The sequence below is a fragment of the Micromonospora sp. WMMD975 genome, from assembly GCF_029581215.1.
Classification (GTDB): Bacteria; Actinomycetota; Actinomycetes; order Mycobacteriales; family Micromonosporaceae; genus Micromonospora.
The window spans coordinates 5,322,518-5,339,023 of the sequence record NZ_CP120739.1 but is presented as its reverse complement, the minus strand read 5'-3'; the positions used below and the strand labels follow the sequence as shown (position 1 = coordinate 5,339,023).

General features: G+C 75.3%; 13 protein-coding genes. 8 read left to right on the top strand and 5 right to left on the bottom strand.

The features are described 5' to 3' along the window. Window positions 1-60 precede the first annotated feature (60 nt). The 6 genes from O7613_RS23705 to O7613_RS23680 all read left to right on the top strand — a co-directional run bounded on the left by O7613_RS23705 (window position 61) and on the right by O7613_RS23680 (window position 5,432). Window positions 61-744: an adenosylcobinamide amidohydrolase gene (locus O7613_RS23705; RefSeq protein ID WP_281590024.1), complete on the top strand. Its 684-nt coding sequence runs from the start codon at window positions 61-63 to the stop codon at window positions 742-744. Window positions 745-946: 202 nt separating this feature from the next. Next, window positions 947-2,044 carry a CapA family protein gene (locus O7613_RS23700; RefSeq protein WP_282294603.1) on the top strand — a complete coding sequence of 366 codons (1,098 nt, stop codon included), beginning with the start codon at window positions 947-949 and terminating at the stop codon, window positions 2,042-2,044. 59 nt (window positions 2,045-2,103) lie between these two features. Then, on the top strand, window positions 2,104-2,883 hold the full coding sequence (nth, locus tag O7613_RS23695) for an endonuclease III (protein WP_282290060.1): 780 nt from the start codon (window positions 2,104-2,106) through the stop codon (window positions 2,881-2,883). Beyond that, window positions 2,880-3,488 carry a TlpA disulfide reductase family protein gene (locus O7613_RS23690; protein WP_282290058.1) on the top strand — a complete coding sequence of 203 codons (609 nt, stop codon included), beginning with the start codon at window positions 2,880-2,882 and terminating at the stop codon, window positions 3,486-3,488. Before nth ends, O7613_RS23690 begins: the two co-directional genes overlap by 4 nt. Beyond that, window positions 3,485-4,177: a CoA pyrophosphatase gene (locus tag O7613_RS23685; protein WP_281586268.1), complete on the top strand. Its 693-nt coding sequence runs from the start codon at window positions 3,485-3,487 to the stop codon at window positions 4,175-4,177. Before O7613_RS23690 ends, O7613_RS23685 begins: the two co-directional genes overlap by 4 nt. A 76-nt stretch (window positions 4,178-4,253) precedes the next feature. Further along, window positions 4,254-5,432, top strand: a complete 1,179-nt coding sequence (locus O7613_RS23680; protein ID WP_281586269.1) for a MarP family serine protease — start codon at window positions 4,254-4,256, stop codon at window positions 5,430-5,432. Window positions 5,433-5,466: 34 nt separating this feature from the next. Here the strand turns inward: O7613_RS23680 and O7613_RS23675 are convergent, their stop codons facing one another. The 4 genes from O7613_RS23675 to eccCa form a co-directional block, all read right to left on the bottom strand. Beyond that, window positions 5,467-6,192 carry a phosphatase PAP2 family protein gene (locus O7613_RS23675; RefSeq protein ID WP_282290055.1) on the bottom strand — a complete coding sequence of 242 codons (726 nt, stop codon included), beginning with the start codon at window positions 6,190-6,192 and terminating at the stop codon, window positions 5,467-5,469. Window positions 6,193-6,222: 30 nt separating this feature from the next. Next, entirely contained in the window at window positions 6,223-7,014 is a 792-nt protein-coding gene (locus O7613_RS23670; RefSeq protein ID WP_282290053.1) for a phosphatase PAP2 family protein, read from the bottom strand. A gap of 52 nt (window positions 7,015-7,066) precedes the next feature. Next, window positions 7,067-8,359, bottom strand: coding sequence for a type VII secretion-associated serine protease mycosin (mycP, locus tag O7613_RS23665; protein WP_282294602.1), 1,293 nt, complete (start codon window positions 8,357-8,359; stop codon window positions 7,067-7,069). Window positions 8,360-8,478: 119 nt separating this feature from the next. After that, entirely contained in the window at window positions 8,479-12,435 is a 3,957-nt protein-coding gene (eccCa, locus tag O7613_RS23660) for a type VII secretion protein EccCa (RefSeq protein ID WP_281586273.1), read from the bottom strand. 101 nt (window positions 12,436-12,536) lie between these two features. Here eccCa and eccD point away from each other — a divergent pair, with 101 nt between their 5' ends. After that, entirely contained in the window at window positions 12,537-13,922 is a 1,386-nt protein-coding gene (gene eccD, locus O7613_RS23655; protein ID WP_281586274.1) for a type VII secretion integral membrane protein EccD, read from the top strand. Between the two features lie 84 nt (window positions 13,923-14,006). On the opposite strand, the gene O7613_RS23650 is transcribed toward eccD, so the two are convergent. Beyond that, on the bottom strand, window positions 14,007-14,513 hold the full coding sequence (locus O7613_RS23650; protein ID WP_091070192.1) for an inorganic diphosphatase: 507 nt from the start codon (window positions 14,511-14,513) through the stop codon (window positions 14,007-14,009). Between the two features lie 507 nt (window positions 14,514-15,020). Here O7613_RS23650 and dacB point away from each other — a divergent pair. Further along, a complete protein-coding gene (dacB, locus tag O7613_RS23645) occupies window positions 15,021-16,445 on the top strand; it encodes a D-alanyl-D-alanine carboxypeptidase/D-alanyl-D-alanine-endopeptidase (RefSeq protein WP_281590028.1) in 1,425 nt (474 codons plus the stop codon). The last annotated feature ends 61 nt before the right edge of the window (window positions 16,446-16,506 follow it).

The window sequence follows — 16,506 nt, the reverse complement described above, 5'->3', positions numbered from 1 at the left end:
TCTCGCTCCCTGGTCGGGCCGGCGCCACCCCTGCCCACCTGTGATCGTAGGGTGACCGGCGTGCTGGGTGAGCCGATCCTTACCAGCCGGTCGGAGGCCGGGTGGGACATTCCGCTGTTGGTCTGGCGGGCCGCCACGCCGTTGCTCGCGGTCGGCTCCGCCCCGCTGGGCGGGGGGATCGGCGTCCGGGGGTGGGTGGTGAACGCGACCGTGCCGATGTCGTACGACCGGGACGACCCCGCCGCCCACCTGGCCGGGCTGGCCCGCGATCTCGACCTGGACGGACCCGGGGTCGGGCTGCTGACCGGCGTGGACGTGAGCGAGGTGGTGCGCCGGGCGGACGGTGGTGTCCGGGTCTGGGCGACGGTCGGCCTGGGCGCCCCGGTGTGGGCCGCCGCGCCCGCCCCCGCCGCCGTGACGGACCCGGCCGCCGCGACGGCCCGGCGCGTCGGCACGGTCAACATCGTCGTGTACGTGCCGGCCCGGCTCGGGGACGCGGCCCTGGTCAACGCGGTGGCCACGGCCACCGAGGCGAAGGCGCAGGCGATCTGGGAGCTGGGGCTGCCGGCCACCGGGACCGCCACCGACGCGGTGACCGTGCTCTGCCCGGCCGACGGCGAGCCGGCCCCGTACGGCGGCCCGCGCTCGGCGTGGGGCGCACCGCTGGCCCGCGCCGTGCACGCCGCGGTGCGCGACGGCGGCGCCGGCACGGTGGTGCCGTGGTCCGACCGGCGGGCAGGCTGACGTGCGCGGGCGACTACTCCGGCCATTCGGCCCTCGTCGCGGCGTTCCCGGCACGGTAGCGTCGCCGACGATGTACGCTCCCACCCCTTCTGTGTCCCGTGCCCGTCGCCCCGCCGGTCCGGGCCCGCGCCGCGTCGACCCCGCCGCGCGCCGGTCCGTCCTCGGCGCGCGGCTCGCCGCGCTCGGCGCCCTCTTCGCGGTCCTGCTCGCCGCCGGCTGCTCGGACTCCGGCGGCGACGACCCGCTCTGGCAGAACGGGCAGGGCGGGGGGTCGACCGGCTCGGCCGGGCCCGCCACGGGCGACCAGCCGGCGGCCGGCGAGTCGAAGGAGCCGTCGATCTCACTCACCGCGACCGGCGACGTGATCATGGGGAACGCGCCGGACCGGCTTCCCCCCAACGGCGGCAAGGGCTTCTTCGACGACGTGAAGTCCGCGCTCAAGGGTGACCTGGTGATGGGCAACCTGGAGGAGCCGCTCACCGAGGACACCGGTGCCGGCAAGTGCGGCCCGAACCCGAAGAACTGCTACCAGTTCCGGGCACCGCCCGGCTACGCGGCGCACCTGCGCACGGCCGGGTTCCAGCTGCTCAACCAGGCCAACAACCACGGCAACGACTACGGGCAGCAGGGCTACGAGAACACCCAGTCGGCGCTTGAGGCGCACGGGCTCAAGCACACCGGGGCGCCCGGCGAGATCACCGTCGTCGAGGTCAAGGGCATCAAGGTGGCAGTGGTCGGCTTCTCGTCGTACCCCTGGTCGAACAGCCTGGTCGACCTCGACGCCGCCAAGCAGGTCATCGAGATGGCCAAGGAGCAGGCCCAGCTCGTGGTGGTGCAGGTGCACATGGGCGCCGAGGGCGCCGACAAGACCAGGGTGAAGCCGGGCACCGAGACGTACGTCGGGGAGAACCGGGGCGACCCGGTGCGCTTCTCCCGTGCCGTCATCGACGCCGGCGCGGACCTGGTGATCGGGCACGGCCCGCACGTGCTGCGCGGCATGGAGTTCTACCAGGGCAAGCTGATCGCCTACAGCCTGGGCAACTTCGCCGGCGGCGGGAAGTCGTTGAACAGCGCCGGCCGGCTCGGCTGGGGCGGCGTGCTCAAGGTGTCGCTCACCGCCGAGGGGCGGTTCGTCGGCGGCACGTTCACCTCGACCGTGATGAACGGCGTGGGCCGTCCGTCCGTCGACCGGCAGGACCGTGGTCTCGGGCTGGTGCGCGAGCTGACCGGGACGGACTTCGGCAGGACCGGCGCGAAGCTCGACGCGGCCGGCAAGATCAGCGCCCCGGCGGGTGGCTGAGCGCACGCGGACCGCGTCGGCGCGCCGGCTCGTCGGCCCCGCGACGTAGGCTGGCCGGCGTGACCACGCGCTCCCCCGAGACCGACCTCGGCCGTACGCGTCGCGCCCGCCGCATCGGCCGGGTGCTGACCGAGACCCACCCCGACGCGCACTGTGAACTCGACCACGCCAACGCGCTGGAGCTGGCGGTCGCCACGATCCTGTCCGCCCAGTGCACCGACAAGAAGGTCAACGAGGTCACGCCGAAGTTGTTCGCCCGCTACCGCACCGCCGCCGACTACGCCGGGGCGGACCGCGCGGAGCTGGAGGAGCTGATCCGGCCCACCGGGTTCTACCGCAACAAGACCAGCTCACTGATCAACCTGGGCCGCGCGCTCTGCGAGCGGTACGACGGCGAGGTGCCCGGCAAGCTGACCGACCTGGTCACCCTGCCGGGCATCGGGCGCAAGACCGCGAATGTCATCCTCGGCAACGCCTTCGACGTCCCCGGCATCACCGTCGACACCCACTTTCAACGGCTGGTGCAGCGGTGGGAGCTGACCATTGAGACCGACCCGGTCAAGATCGAGCACGCGATCGGCGCGATCTTCCCCAGGCGCGACTGGACCATGCTGTCGCACCGGATCATCTTCCACGGCCGCCGGGTCTGCCATGCCCGCAAGCCGGCCTGCGGCGCGTGCACGCTGGCGAAGCTCTGCCCCGCGTACGGCACCGGGCCGACCGAGCCGGCCGCCGCGGCCAAGCTGTTGAAGGGCCCCCGCGCGCGAGACCTCGCGGCGGCCGTCGGGCTCGACCCCGACCTGGTGCCGCCGCAGGCGACCGTGGCGGACGTGCCGTGACGCACCGCCGGCTCGCTCCTCTGCTCGCCCCGCTGCTGCTGGCGGTAGCGGGCTGCACCGCCACGGCCGACGAGCCGGCCGGGCCGGCACCGGCCACCCAGGCGGAACGCCCGTCGCCGTTCGCCGACTGCGCCCCGCTGACCGTGGCGCCGGCCTCGGCCACGCCGTCGCCGCCCGGCAAGGCCGGTGATCCGCTGCCCGACCTGACGCTCAACTGCTTCACCGGCGGGGCGCCGGTGCGGCTGCGCGAGGTGAAGGGCCCGGCCGTGCTCAACGTCTGGGCGTCCTGGTGCCCGCCGTGCCGCAAGGAACTGCCCGCGTTCCAGCGGCTCAGCGAGCGGGCCGACGGCCGGTTCCAGGTCATCGGCGTGAACAGCCGGGACAGCCGCGGCGGCGCGCAGTCCATCGGTGAGGACTTCGGCGTCGGCTTCCCGATGCTCGTCGACCAGGGCGACGCGTTCGAACGCGCGCTCGAACGCAGCGCGTTCCCGCTGACCGTGCTCGTCGGCGCCGACGGCCGGATCCGGCACATCGAGGGGACCGGCGCGCTCGACGACGCCCGCCTCGCCACGCTCGTCCGTACCCACCTCGGGGTGACCGTATGACCCGACGGCCGCCCGGATGGTTCGACCCGCTGCTGGGCCGGCTCGGCACCGCGCGGGCGGAGGACTTCACCCGGCTCACCACGCCGGAGACCGGCGGCCGGGAGAGCGCCGTGCTGGTGCTGCTCGGCGAGGAACCCGGCGCCGGGCCGGACGTGCTCGTCCTCCAGCGCGCCGCGACCCTGCGCAACCACGCCGGCCAGCCGGCCTTCCCCGGCGGGGCGGCCGACCCGGAGGACGCCGACGCCCGGGCCACCGCGCTGCGCGAGGCGAACGAGGAGGTCGACCTCGACCCGGCAAGCGTCACCGTGCTGGCCGAGCTGCCCCGCCTCTGGATCCCGGTGAGTGACTTCGTGGTCACCCCGGTGCTCGCCTGGTGGCACGACCCGCACCCGGTGCACCCGCGCGAGCCGGCCGAGGTGGCGCACGTCGCCCGGCTGCCCGTGGCCGAGCTTGTCGACCCGGACAACCGGATGCGGGTACGCCATCCCAGCGGCTGGACCGGCCCGGCCTTCTCGGCGCGCGGCATGCTGGTCTGGGGCTTCACCGCCGGAGTGATCGACCGGCTGCTGGAGATGGGCGGCTGGGCCCGGCCCTGGCCGCGCTCCCGGGTGGTGGAGCTGCCGCCGGTCGGCGCCACGCCGGCCCCCTCGGCCGGCACCGACGCGGCCGACGAGAGCCGGGTGCGCTGATCACTCGCACGCATCCTCAGGTCACGTTCAGCGAGCGCTGAGCCGGCTGCGAGCCCGGTGCCCGTACCCTGGGGGCGTGTCCGCCGTGGATCTCGTACTGCTGCTGCTCATGCTCGTGTTCGCGATCAGCGGATACCGTCAGGGCTTCGTCATCGGTGCCCTGTCGTTCTCCGGGTTCTTCCTGGGCGCGTTGATAGGTCTCCAGGTCGGCCCGCTGATCGCCAGGCAGTTCGCGGCCAGCGGCACCCGGGTGCTGATCTCCCTGGTGGCGATCTTCGGGCTCGCCGTGCTGGGGCAGGCGCTCGCCGGTTGGCTCGGCTCCAACCTGCGCGCCGCCATCACCGGACCGACCGGGAAGAAGGTCGACGACGTCGGCGGCGCGTTCATCTCGGTCATCGCAGTCATGCTCGTGGCCTGGCTGGTCGCGGTGCCGCTGGGCTCCTCGTCGGTGCCCTGGCTGGCCGCCTCGGTCAAGGACAGCGCGCTGCTCACCGTGGTGGACCGGGTGCTGCCCGACCGCGCCCAGGAGCTCTCCACGGCGTTGCGGGACACCGTCGACACCAACGGCTTCCCCGACGTGTTCAACGGCCTGGGCAGCACCAACGCCCGGCAGGTCTCCCCGCCAGACCCGGCGCTCGCCGGCTCGCAGGTGGTCGCGAACAGCAAGCGGTCCGTGGTGAAGGTGCTCGGCTCCGCGCCGAGCTGCTCCCGCCGGATCGAGGGCTCCGGCTTCGTCTACGCCGACGACCGGGTGATGACGAACGCGCACGTGGTGGCCGGCACCCGATCGGTGGCGGTGGAGCTGCGCGGGGAGCGCTACGACGGCGAGGTGGTGGTCTACGACCCGGCGCGGGACCTGGCCGTGCTCTACGTGCCCGGGCTGCCCGGACCGTCGCTGCGTTTCGCCGCCGGGGCCGCCGGCAGCGGGGCGGACGCGATCGTGCTCGGCTTCCCCCTCGACGGCCCGTACGACGCCCGGCCGGCCCGGGTCCGCGACGTCGACCGGATCACCGGGCCGGACATCTACTCCTCCGGCGACGTGACGCGGGAGATCTACACGATCCGGGCGCTGGTGCGCAGCGGCAACTCCGGCGGCCCGCTCGTCTCCTCGAACGGGCTGGTGCTCGGGGTGATCTTCGCGGCGGCCGCGGACGACCCGAACACCGGCTTCGCGGTGACCGCGGCCGAGGCACGGTCGGTGGCGCTGGCGGGCGCGGAGCGTACCCGGGGAGTGGCCACCGGCGACTGCACCTGAGGCCGACTGCATCTGACGCCGGCCGGCGCGGCGGTCAGCCGCCCGCCGGGGCGCCCGCCGGCGTCACGTCGCCGCCCGGACGGATCGGCGACACCTTCGCCCGCCCCCAGGTGAGCGTGCGGTCGAGCACCGTCCGCGCCATGATCGCCACGCAGGTGCCGCCGTTGACGAACGAGGCCACCACGTCACTCGGATGGTGCATGCCCCGGTACATCCGGGTGAGCGCCACGCCGACCGGGACCAGCACCAACAGCGTCCACCAGGTGACCTTGGCCGGCGTGCTGCGCGCCCGCAGCGCCAGCAGCAGCGCGAGGCCGACGTAGAGCGCGGTCGCCGCCGAGGTGTGCCCGGAGGGGAAGCTGGACGTCGGCGGGGAGGAGTCCATGTGCGCCACGGTCGGCCGGTTCCGGTCGATGACCATGGTGGTGAAGAAGAAGATCAGCGCCTGCGCGATCACCGCCGCGCACAGGAAGATCGGCTCCCGCCAGCGGTGCAGCACCAACCGCAGCACCAACGCGGCCAGCACGGTCACCACGACGATCATCTGGGTGCTGGCCAACGTGCTGAAGACGAGCGAGACGTCGTTCCACCCCGGAGTCCGGTCGCCCGCGAACTCCCGGTTGACCGCGTCCTCCACGGTGAACGGCCAGGTGTGCGTGAGCACCCGGGTGACCAGCAGGCCCAGGCCCACCATGGCGGCGAAGAGCAGGGCCACCGGCAGCAGGACGCGCCGGGCGATCTGGACCGCGACATCGGACATGAGCCGCCCTTTACCCCGACGGACCTCTCGCTACGCCCGGCTGTCCGCCGGCCCCGGGTCGGCCACCTCGGGTTCCACCCCCTCGCGGAGCGGCCGGGCCGGTCGGTGCCCGGCGCCGGACCGCCAGGTGGTGAAACCGGCCGCGGTGGCGGCCACCACGGCCGCCCCGAGCACCCACCCGCCCACCACGTCGCTGGTCCAGTGCACGCCCAACGCGATCCGGCTCAGCCCGGTCACGACCGTGAGCAGCGCCGCCGCGGTCCACAACGCGACCCGTCCGGCCCCGCCGCGGGCGAACGGCAGGAAGACCAGCAGCAGCACCCCGGCGGCCAGCGCCGCGGTCAGCGCGTGCCCGGACGGGAAGGAGTAGCCGGCGGCCCGGGCCACCGGCTCCAACAGATCCGGCCGGTCCCGGCCGACGAGCAGTTTGAGCAGCGCACCGAGCAGGCCACCGGCCACCATCGTGGCCACCACCCAGACCGCCAGCCGGCGTACCCCGCGTCGCAGCAGCCAGATCACCACCACCGCGGCGGCCACCCGCAGCGGGCCGGGCCCGAAGACGTGCGTCCACACGGTCATCGCCCGCACCCAGGCCGGATGGCCCACCGCGTAGCCGTGGAACGCGTCGGTGACCGCCGCGTCCAGCCGGAGCAGCGGCGGCCAGGCGCCGAGCACCAGCAACGCCAGCAGGGCGAACGGCACCAGCACCAGGATCACCGCGACGGCGGCCAGGGTGAGCCGGAGACCCAGCGACCGGTCGGGGTCGAGGCGGCGGCTCCGCCAGGACCGGTCGCGGGTGAACGTCGAGCCGGAGCTGTTCATGGGATGGTCACTACCCCGCTCGGGGCGTGGTCAGACCGGTGGTGGTCGCCGGTCAGCGACGGGCCCGCCGGAACCGGCGCACCATCAACGCGGTGCCGGTGACAAGCGCGACGAACAGGGCCAGCCCGGACCACAGCCGCTCCGGCGTGGAACGGTCGGCCTGCCCCGCCGGGCGGGCCGCCCACCCCGCCGGCTGCGAGCGGCCGAACGGGTCGCCGCCCTGCCCCGCCGCCGCGGCCCGGGTGTCCGGGTCCGAACCCGGCGCGGGCCCGAAGCCCACCACACCCGGCGAAGCGTTGTCGTCGAGCGGGTTGTGCCCCACCGCCGCCACATCGGCGGTGAGCGCCGCCACCGGGTCGACCATGCCGTAGCCGAACCGGTCGTCCCGGCCGGTCGGGCCGAGATCCCGGGCGGTGCCGATCAGCCGGTTGACCACGTCGCCGGCCGACATCCGTGGATACCGCGCGCGGACCAGGGCGGCCGTGGCGGCGACAAGCGGCGCGGCGAAGCTCGTCCCCTGCACCCGCCAGTAGCCACCCCGCGAGCGGGCGCCGTAGAGAGCGGTGGCCGGTGCGCTGAGGATGGTCTCGCGGCCGGTGATCGCGCCGGACCAGAGGTGCTCGCTGTTGCGATCCAGGCCGGTGACCGCCAGCACGCCCGGCTCCCGGGCCGGATACCAGACCTTCGTGGTGGTCGAGGTGGCCAGGTTGCCGGTGCACGCCACCACCACCACGTCCCGGGCGAAGGCGTAGTCGAGCGCGGCGGCCAGGGCCGGGCTGTCTCCGCCGCCGCCCAACGACAGGTTGACCACGCGGGCGCCGTTGTCGACCGCCCAGCGCACCGCCTTCGCGATGATCAAAGCGTCGTCGTACCGGTTCTCGGCGTCCAGCACCCGGATCGGGAGGATCTTCGCGTCCGGCGCCAGCCCCACCACGCCACGGTCGTCGTCGGCCCGGCCGGCGATCAACCCGGCCACCGTGGTGCCGTGCCCGACCGGATCCGGCTCGTCCGTGCCGCCCGGCGAGACCATGTCGAGGCCGGGCAGCACCTGCCCGGCCAGGTCCGGGTGGGACGCGTCCACCCCGGAGTCGATCACTGCGACCACCACGCCGCGACCGGTCGACGTCTTCCAGGCGGTCTTCGCCCGCAGCTCCGCCAACTGCCACTGCTCGTCGCGGACCTGGTCCGCCCGGAACACGAGCCGCGGAGTCACCCAGGAGGGCGGCCGGGTGGCGACGGAGGCGGCCGGCGCGGCGTACGCCGGCGGAACCAGCGGACCGGCCGTGACGGCCAGCGCCGCCGCGGCGGAGAGCAGTGCCCGCCCGGCGAGACGCCGGGGCGGCACGCCGGGAAGTCCCTGCCGGTCCCTGGTCACAGTCCCCCAGCCATTCCGTCGCTCCCGAAACATGCTGCTCGGAGATTACCGGTTGTCCCGGCCGTCACGGGGCACTTCCGCGCGTCCGGTCACCCGGGCGGGAGATGAGCCAACTGCACCAGACGTACGCCCTCACGGCGGGTGACCAGACGGGCCCGGCCCGGCGGCAGTGGCCCGGCCTTCACCTGCCCGACGAGCGGACCCTCCTCCGGGCCGCCCGACATCACCAGCCCGGCCGTGGACAACTCCCGCAGCCGCTGGATGATCGGTTCGTACGCGGTCCGCCCGGCCCCGCCGGAACGCCGTGCCAGCACCAGGTGCAGCCCGACGTCCCGGGCATGCGGAAGGTGCTCCTCCAACGCCCGCAACGGGTTCGTCGGCCCGCCGGCCACCAGGTCGTAGTCGTCGACGAGCACGAACAACTCCGGCCCGGTCCACCACGACCGGCTGCGCAACTCGGCCGGAGTCACCCCGGGCCCCGGCTGCCGCCCCTGGAGATAACCGACCGCCGACTCGATCAGCTCGGTGGTGTGCGGGGCGGCGGTGCCATACCCGATGAGGTGGGCCGTCTCGATCGCGCCCATCAGGCTGCGCCGGTAGTCGACCAGGATCACCCGGGCCTGCTCCGGGGCGAACCGACCGACGATCGAGGTGGCGAGCGCGCGCAGGAACGAGGACTTGCCGCACTCGGCGTCGCCGAAGACCACGAAGTTCGGCTCGGTGGCGAAGTCCAGCACCACCGGGGCCAGGTCGGCCTCGGCCACCCCGATCGGGAAGGCCAGGCCGGTGGTCCCGGTCTGGTCCAGCTCGGCGTACGGCAGCACCGGCGGGAGCAGCCGTACCCGGGGCGCGGCCGGGCCGGTCCACGCCTGCGCGACGGACGTGACCAGGTCACCGGTCTCGGCGCCCAAGGCGGTCACCCGGGGCTGCGCGGTGAGGAAGTGCAGCCCACCGGCGGTGATCCCGCGCCCCGGCCGCTCCTCCGGCACGGTCGCCGCCAGCGCGCGCTTGACCACCACCGAGTCGGCCGGGTCGCCGAGGCGCAGCTCCAGCCGGGACCCGAACAGGTCCCGGATCGCCGGCCGGAAGTCCGACCAGCGCAGCGCGCTCGCCACCACGTGCACCCCGTACGCCAGCCCCCGGGTGGCCAGCTCGGTGACGAGCGGCTCCAGGTCCTCGTACTCACCGCGCAGCGTGTTCCAGCCGTCCACGACCAGGAACACGTCCCCGAACGGGTCGGCCCCGGCCGGTCCGCCCGCCGGCGTGGCGGCCCGCCGCCGGCGCCAGGCGGCCATCGACTCCACCCCCGCCTCGGTGAACCGCCGCTCCCGCTCGGTGAGCAGGTTGGCGACCTCGCCGACGGTGCGACGGACCGCGGTGCCGTCGGTCCGGCCGCTGACGCCGCCGACGTGCGGCAGGTCGCGCAGCGCGCCGAGCGTCCCGCCGCCGAAGTCGAGGCAGTAGACCTGCACCTCGGTCGGGGTGTGGGTGAGCGCCAACGCGCAGACGAGCGTGCGCAGCAGCGCCGACCGGCCGCTGCGGGTGGTGCCGACCACCGCGACGTGTCCGGCCGCACCGTCCAGGGCCAGCCAGAACAGGTCCCGCCGCTGCTCGAAGGGCTTGTCCACCACAGCCACCGGCACCTGCAACGCGCCGTGCAGCTCGGGATTGGCCACGGTCAGCCCGCGGGTCGGATCGACGCCGACCGGGCCGAGCAGCTCGTCCAGCGTGGGTGCGGCGTCCAGCGGGGGCAGCCACACCTGGTGGGCCGGGGGACCCTGCCCGGCCAGCCGGCCCACGAGCAGGTCGAGCAGTGTCTCCCCGCCCTCCTCCTCGGCCGTGAGGGCGGCCGGCTCGGCCGGCTCGGGCACCGGCGTCAGGTGGGTGGAGAACGCGAGCACCCGCGCCTCGCCGGCGCCGGCGCCGCCCGCCGGGCCGGTGCGCCGGCGGACCGCCCCGGAGACGTACGCGGCTTTGAACCGGACCAGCGGATCGGTGCCGGAACGCAGGTAGCCGTGCCCGGGCGTGCGGGGCAGCTCGTGCGCGTCCGGCACGCCGAGCACCGTCCGGGACTCCAGCGCCGAGAACGTGCGCAACCCGATCCGGTACGACAGGTGGGTGTCCAGCCCGCGCAGCCGTCCCTCCTCCAGCCGCTGGCTGGCCAGCAGCAGGTGCACGCCGAGCGACCGGCCCAGCCGGCCGATCTGCACGAACAGGTCGATGAAGTCGGGCTTGGCGGAGAGCAGCTCGGAGAACTCGTCGCAGATCAGCAGCAGCGACGGCAGCGGGGCCAGCGGGCTGCCGGCCGCGCGCGCCCGCTCGTAGTCGCGCACGCTCGCGAAGTTGCCGGCCCGGCGCAGCAGCTCCTGACGACGCATCAGCTCCCCGTTGATCGCGTCGACCATCCGGTCGACCAGGGGTAGCGCGTCGGCCAGGTTGGTGATCACGGCGGCGGTGTGCGGCAACCGCTCGAACGGCGCGAAGGTGGCACCGCCCTTGAAGTCGACGAGCACGAAGTTGAGCTGCTCCGAGCCGTGCGTGGCGGCCAGACCGAGCACGAGCGTGCGGAGCAGCTCCGACTTGCCCGACCCGGTGGCCCCGATCAGCAGTCCGTGCGGGCCCATGCCGTCGAGCGCCGACTCCTTCAGGTCAAGGTCGATCGCCCCGCCGTCCGCGCCCACCCCGATCGGCACCCGCAGCCGGTCGCGGGCGGCGCGGGGCGCCCAGCCCTGCTCGGCGGTGAAGCCCTCCGGGTCGCCGAGGCCGAGCAGCTCCGGCAGGCCCGGCTCGGCGCCAGGTGCCGCGGCCGGTCCACGTGCCGCACCGGCCAGCCGCAGCGGCGCGAGCCGCCGGGCCACCGCCTCCGCGTCCGCCGGCGCCAGCGTGTCCGCGGCGCCGACCTCGGCGTGCCCCTCCGCGGAGTGCGAGTGCAGCCGGCCGTCGACCACGTCGAGCAGCAGGGCGTACCGGTCGAGCAGCCGGGGCGGCGGGGTGTCCAGGTCGAGCACGGTGACCGCGTCGATGCCGCCGTCGCCGGCCAGGTCGGCGGCCCCGGTCAGGTCGCCGCCGTCGAGCACCACCACCACGTGCGGCCCGTCGGTGGCCGGGCCGTGCGGGCTGAACCGGGACCGGCTGCCGAGCACGTCGTCGAGGAGCCGTTCCAGGTCGGCGGCGGCGCTGGTGACCAGGCGCACCGGACCGAGCGCGTCGGTGCGCGCCGGGTGGTGGGCGTGCGGCAGCCACTTCACCCACTCCCAGCGGTCCCGGCGTTCCGGCCCGGCGCAGACCGCGACCAGCATCTCGTCCGGGGCGTGGAAGACGGCGAGCTGGGTGAGCACCGCCCGGGCCAGCGCCTGCGCGGCCGGCGAGCCGGCGCCGCGTACCGCGCCGGCCGGACCGCGCACGAAGACCCGGGCGAAGCTGCGCAGCGACAGCGCCACCGGCAGGTCCGGCACCACCGAGTACGCGTCCAGGAAGCGCCGCAACGCCCCGGCGGTCATCGGCTCCAGCTCCTCCAGCGGGCGGGTGACCGGCGGGACCAGCGGGGTGGCGAGCGTCTGCGGCCCGACGCCCACGCGGACCACGGCGAAGTCCGGGTCGCCCGGCCGGCGCTCCCACACCCGGTGGCTGTCCACCGTGGACCAGAGTCGCCCCGGCTCCGGATGGCGGTAGGAGAGCCCGGCCCGTTGCGCGCCGGCGGTCTCCCGGACCCGGCTGCGCAGCGTGGCCAGGTGCCGCAGGTATTCCCGGCGGGCGCCCATCAGCTCGGACTTCTTCGGGCCGGCACTGCCCCAGGTGGTGACGAGCATCGCCAGCGAGGAGAGCCCGAACATCCCGCCCACCACGTACGAGTAGGCGCCGCCGCCCCGGCCGAACATCATCGCCATGGCCACCGTCCCGCCGAGCATCGGCAGCACCAGCAGCGCCTGCTGCCAGCGCCCGCCGGCCGCGGTGGGGATCTCCGGCGGCGCCTCGACGGGCAGCTCGCCGACCGGGATCTCCGGGGCCGGACGGCGCGGTGGCCGCTTGATGACGACAGTGGACACGCAGCCTCCCATGGCTCTCGGTAACCCGAGCCTGGCTCATAGTAGGTAAAGTCCTCTCGTCCGTCAGCCCACCGATCCGGCTCGATGATGGAGATACGTCGATGACAAGCGGGCTCGCCCGGGTCACGATCAGCGCGCCCCGGCGGCGGGTCGACGTGGCCCTGCCGGAGCAGACTCCCCTGGCCGAGCTGCTGCCCGAGGTGCTCCGGCACGCCGGGGAGGGGCTCGCCGACGACGGCGAACGGCACGGCGGGTGGGTGCTGCGGCGCACCGACGGCGCGGTGCTCGCCACCGCCCAGGCGCTGTTGCCGCAGGGCGTCCGCGACGGCGAGGTGCTGCACCTCGTACCCGCCCGCGCGGAGTGGCCCGAGCTGGAGTACGACGACGTGGTCGAGGCGATCGTCGACGGGTCCCGCCGCCGCGGGGCCGCCTGGTCGGCCGGCGCGACCCGGGCCGCCACGCTCGCCGGCGCCGGTGTGCCGCTCGCCGTCGGGCTGGTCGCCGTGCTGTCGGCCGGTCCCGGGGAACGCGGCGGCTGGCCGGTCGCCACCGCGGTCGCCCTGATCCTGGTGCTCGCCGCCACCGCCGCCTCCCGGGCGTACGGGGACGGCCCGGCCGGCGCCGCCCTCGGCGGATACGCGCTGCCCTGGGCGGCGGCGGCCGGGGCGCTCGCGGTCGGCTCGGGCGATCCGGTCGGCCCGCTCCCCGGCCTGCGCTGGCTCGGCGCGCCCGAACTGCTCGTCGGCTCCGTCGCGCTGCTGCTGGTGGCGGTGCTCGTCCTCCTCGGCGTGGCCCACCGGTCCCGGGTCCCGGTGGCCGGCGTGACCGCCGGCGCGGGCGGCGCGGCGGCCGCCCTCGGCGCGCTGCCGCTCGACCCGGCCGGCACCGCGGCCGTGCTGCTCGGCGTCCTGGTCTTCGCGCTCGGCGGTCTGCCGCTGCTGGCCATCCGGGTCGGCAAGCTGCCGCTGCCACCGCTCACCCTGCCCACCCCTGCCGGCACCCGCGACCTGCCCGACCGGGGGCGGGTGCACGCGGCGGTGGCCCGGGCCGAGGAGGCGCTGACCGGGATGCTGCTCGGGCACGCGCTGCTGGCCGTGGGCGCCGCCGTCGTGCTCGTGGCCACCGGTAGGACCTCCGGGCGGCTGCTTGTCGCCGTCGCCTGCGGCGTGCTGCTGCTGCGTTCCCGGCTCTTCGTGGCGGTGCGGCACCGGGTGCCGGCCGTCACCGCCGGGCTGGCCGGCTACGCCCTGCTCGGCATGGTGGTCGCGGCACGGGTCGGGCCGGGCGGTCGGATCGCGCTGGCCGTCGGCGGGCTCGCCCTGGCCCTGGCGACGGTCACCGCCGGCGTGACGTACGCCCGGCGGCCGGTCTCGCCGTACCTCGGACGGTTGGCCGACCTGACCGACACCGCGCTCGTGGTCGCGGTGGTCCCGGTGGCCTGCGCGGTGCTCGACCTCTACGACCGGGCCCGCGGCCTGCTCGCCTGAACGCGACCGGCCCGCGGCCGGCTCGCCCGGACGCGCCGGGGCCCGGGTCGCGAACGCGGCCCGGGCCCCGGTGAGGTCTCGCCGTCAGTGCAGCGTCTCGCCGCGCTCCGCGGCCTCCTTGGCACGCCGGTAGGAGTTGACGATCTCCGCCTCCGCCTCGACCCGACCCACCCAGGTCGCGCCCTCGACCGACTTGCCCGGCTCCAGGTCCTTGTAGACCTCGAAGAAGTGCTGGATCTCCAGCCGGTCGAACTCGCCCAGGTGGTGGATGTCCCGCAGGTGCTCCTGGCGCGGGTCCTCGTAGGGGACGCAGAGGACCTTGTCGTCGCCGCCCTTCTCGTCCGTCATCCGGAACATGCCGATGGTGCGGCAGCGGATCAGGCAGCCCGGGAAGGTGGGCTCGGGCACCAGCACCAGCGCGTCCAGCGGGTCGCCGTCCTCGCCCAGGGTGCCCTCGATGAAGCCGTAGTCGGCGGGGTACTGGGTGGAGGTGAAGAGGGTGCGGTCCAGCCGGATCCGGCCGGTCGCGTGGTCCACCTCGTACTTGTTGCGGTGACCCTTGGGGATCTCAACCGTGACGTCGAAATCCATCTTCCACGCTCCCTCGTTGCCCACGCTGGCTGACGGAAACCACCGGCTCGCCGCCCGCACGGGGGAACGCCCCCCGCCGGCTCCGGCCGCCGCATAGTGTTCGGACCGAAGTAGTGTCACCCAAGGTGATTTCGAGTGGGGGAGGAGGGGTCCGTGGGGAGGGAAGATTCACACTACCGCCCCGAGGGGGTTGACGGGCGGCGGTCCGCCGGATCCGATGCCGGTCCCACCGGTGCCGCCGGGCGGGTGTCCGTCCCCGGCGCCAACCTGACCCATCCGGCGACGCCGGCCACCGGCTCGGCCCGGTTCGGCCACCCGGGCGACCGGACGTCGCCGGGAAACTGGCCCGCCCCGGTCCCGGTGAGCCCGCCGGTCCCGCCCGCGATTGTCGCCCCGCCGCCATACTCCCCGCCGCCGCCCGCCGGCTCTCCGTCGCCGCCCGCCGGCTCTCCGCCGCCGGCCGCCGGCTCTCCGTCGCCGCCCGTCCGGCCGCGCCGCCGGGGTCGACTGGTCGCCGTGCTCGTCGGCGTGCTGGTCCTGGCCCTTGCGGCGGGCGGAGTGGCCGTGCTCCGGCCCGGCCCGGTCGCCGGCTGGCTCGGCGGCGGGGCCACGCCGTCCGGTACGGCCGCCGCGCCGCCCGAGCCCGACCCGCCGGCGGTGCTGGCCGGCCCGGACGGCAACGCCCCGCTGCCCACCGGGGCCGGCCTCCGGGCCGCGCTGGATCCGCTGGTACGCGCCGCCGCGCTCGGCGACCGGGTGCACGTGTCGGTGGCGGACGTGAGCACCGGGCAGGCGCTCTACGGCAACGGGCCGGACACGCCCACCGTGCCCGCCTCGGTGACCAAGCTGGCCACCGCCGTCGCGGTGCTCGCGGCGCGCGGCCCGGCGTACCGGATCCCCACCCGGGCGGTGGCCGGCGCGAACCCGGGCGAGGTGGTCCTGGTCGGCGGCGGCGACCCCACCCTCGCGGTGGACAAGAAGAACGCCTTCTATCCGGGCGCGGCCCGCCTGGACGACCTGGCCGCCCAGGTACGCGCCGCGCTCGGCGGCACCGCCCCGACCAAGGTGACCGTCGACTCGTCGCTGTTCAGCGGCCCGGTCTTCGAGCCCGGCTGGGACGCCGACATCCCCACCGGCGGGTTCGGCGCGGCGATCACCGCGCTGATGACCGACGGCGCGCGGAAGGACCCGGCGCAGGCACGGCGCACCGCCGAGGAGACCAACCACGCCGCCGAGCGGGTGCCACAGCCGGACCTGACCGCCGGCCGGCAGTTCGCGAAGCTGCTCGGGCTCACCGGGAGCGCGGCCCAGGTGACCCGGGAAACCGCGCCGACCGCCGGCGGGTCGGGCACCGCGCCCGGCGCCGAGCTGGGCAAGGTCGAGTCGTTGCCGGTGATTCGGCTGGTCGACATCATGATCAGCGACAGCGACAACGTGATCGCCGAGACGATGGCCCGCCAGGTCGCGCTGGCCAAGGGCAAGCCCGGGTCCTTCGTCGGCGGCGCGGCGGCCACCGACGAGGTGCTCGGCGAGCTGGGGCTGCCCGCCGAGGAGATCAGCCTGGCCGACGGCAGCGGGCTGTCCCGTACCAACCGGATCAGCCCGTCGCTGCTCACCGACCTGATCACGCTCGCCGGCAACGGGAGTCACCCCGAGCTGGCCGCGATCTTCGGCGGCCTGCCGGTCGGCGGCTGGTCCGGCACGCTCGACGACCGCTACCGGGCGGCCACCACCAAGGCCGGCGCCGGCGTGGTGCGCGCCAAGACCGGCACGCTGACCGGGGTGAACGCCATCGCCGGAACGGTGACCACCGCCGACGGCCGGCTGCTCACGTTCGCCGTGCTCACCGACCGGACCCAGGGTTCGCTCGACGACACCCGGCAGGCGCTCGACCGGATCACCTCCGCGCTGGCCGGCTGCGGCTGTCGGTGACCGACCACCGTCGATCGGCCGGCGTGAGCCGGGGTGGGGGTGTTCCGGCGCGGGTACGGTG

Coding starts and splice junctions, on each gene's coding strand:
- O7613_RS23685 (WP_281586268.1), top strand. CDS start 3,485: ATGACCCGACGGCCGCCCGGATGGTTCGACCCGCTGCTGGGCCGGCTC.
- O7613_RS23675 (WP_282290055.1), bottom strand. CDS start 6,192: ATGTCCGATGTCGCGGTCCAGATCGCCCGGCGCGTCCTGCTGCCGGTG.
- O7613_RS23670 (WP_282290053.1), bottom strand. CDS start 7,014: ATGAACAGCTCCGGCTCGACGTTCACCCGCGACCGGTCCTGGCGGAGC.
- eccD (WP_281586274.1), top strand. CDS start 12,537: ATGACAAGCGGGCTCGCCCGGGTCACGATCAGCGCGCCCCGGCGGCGG.
- O7613_RS23650 (WP_091070192.1), bottom strand. CDS start 14,513: ATGGATTTCGACGTCACGGTTGAGATCCCCAAGGGTCACCGCAACAAG.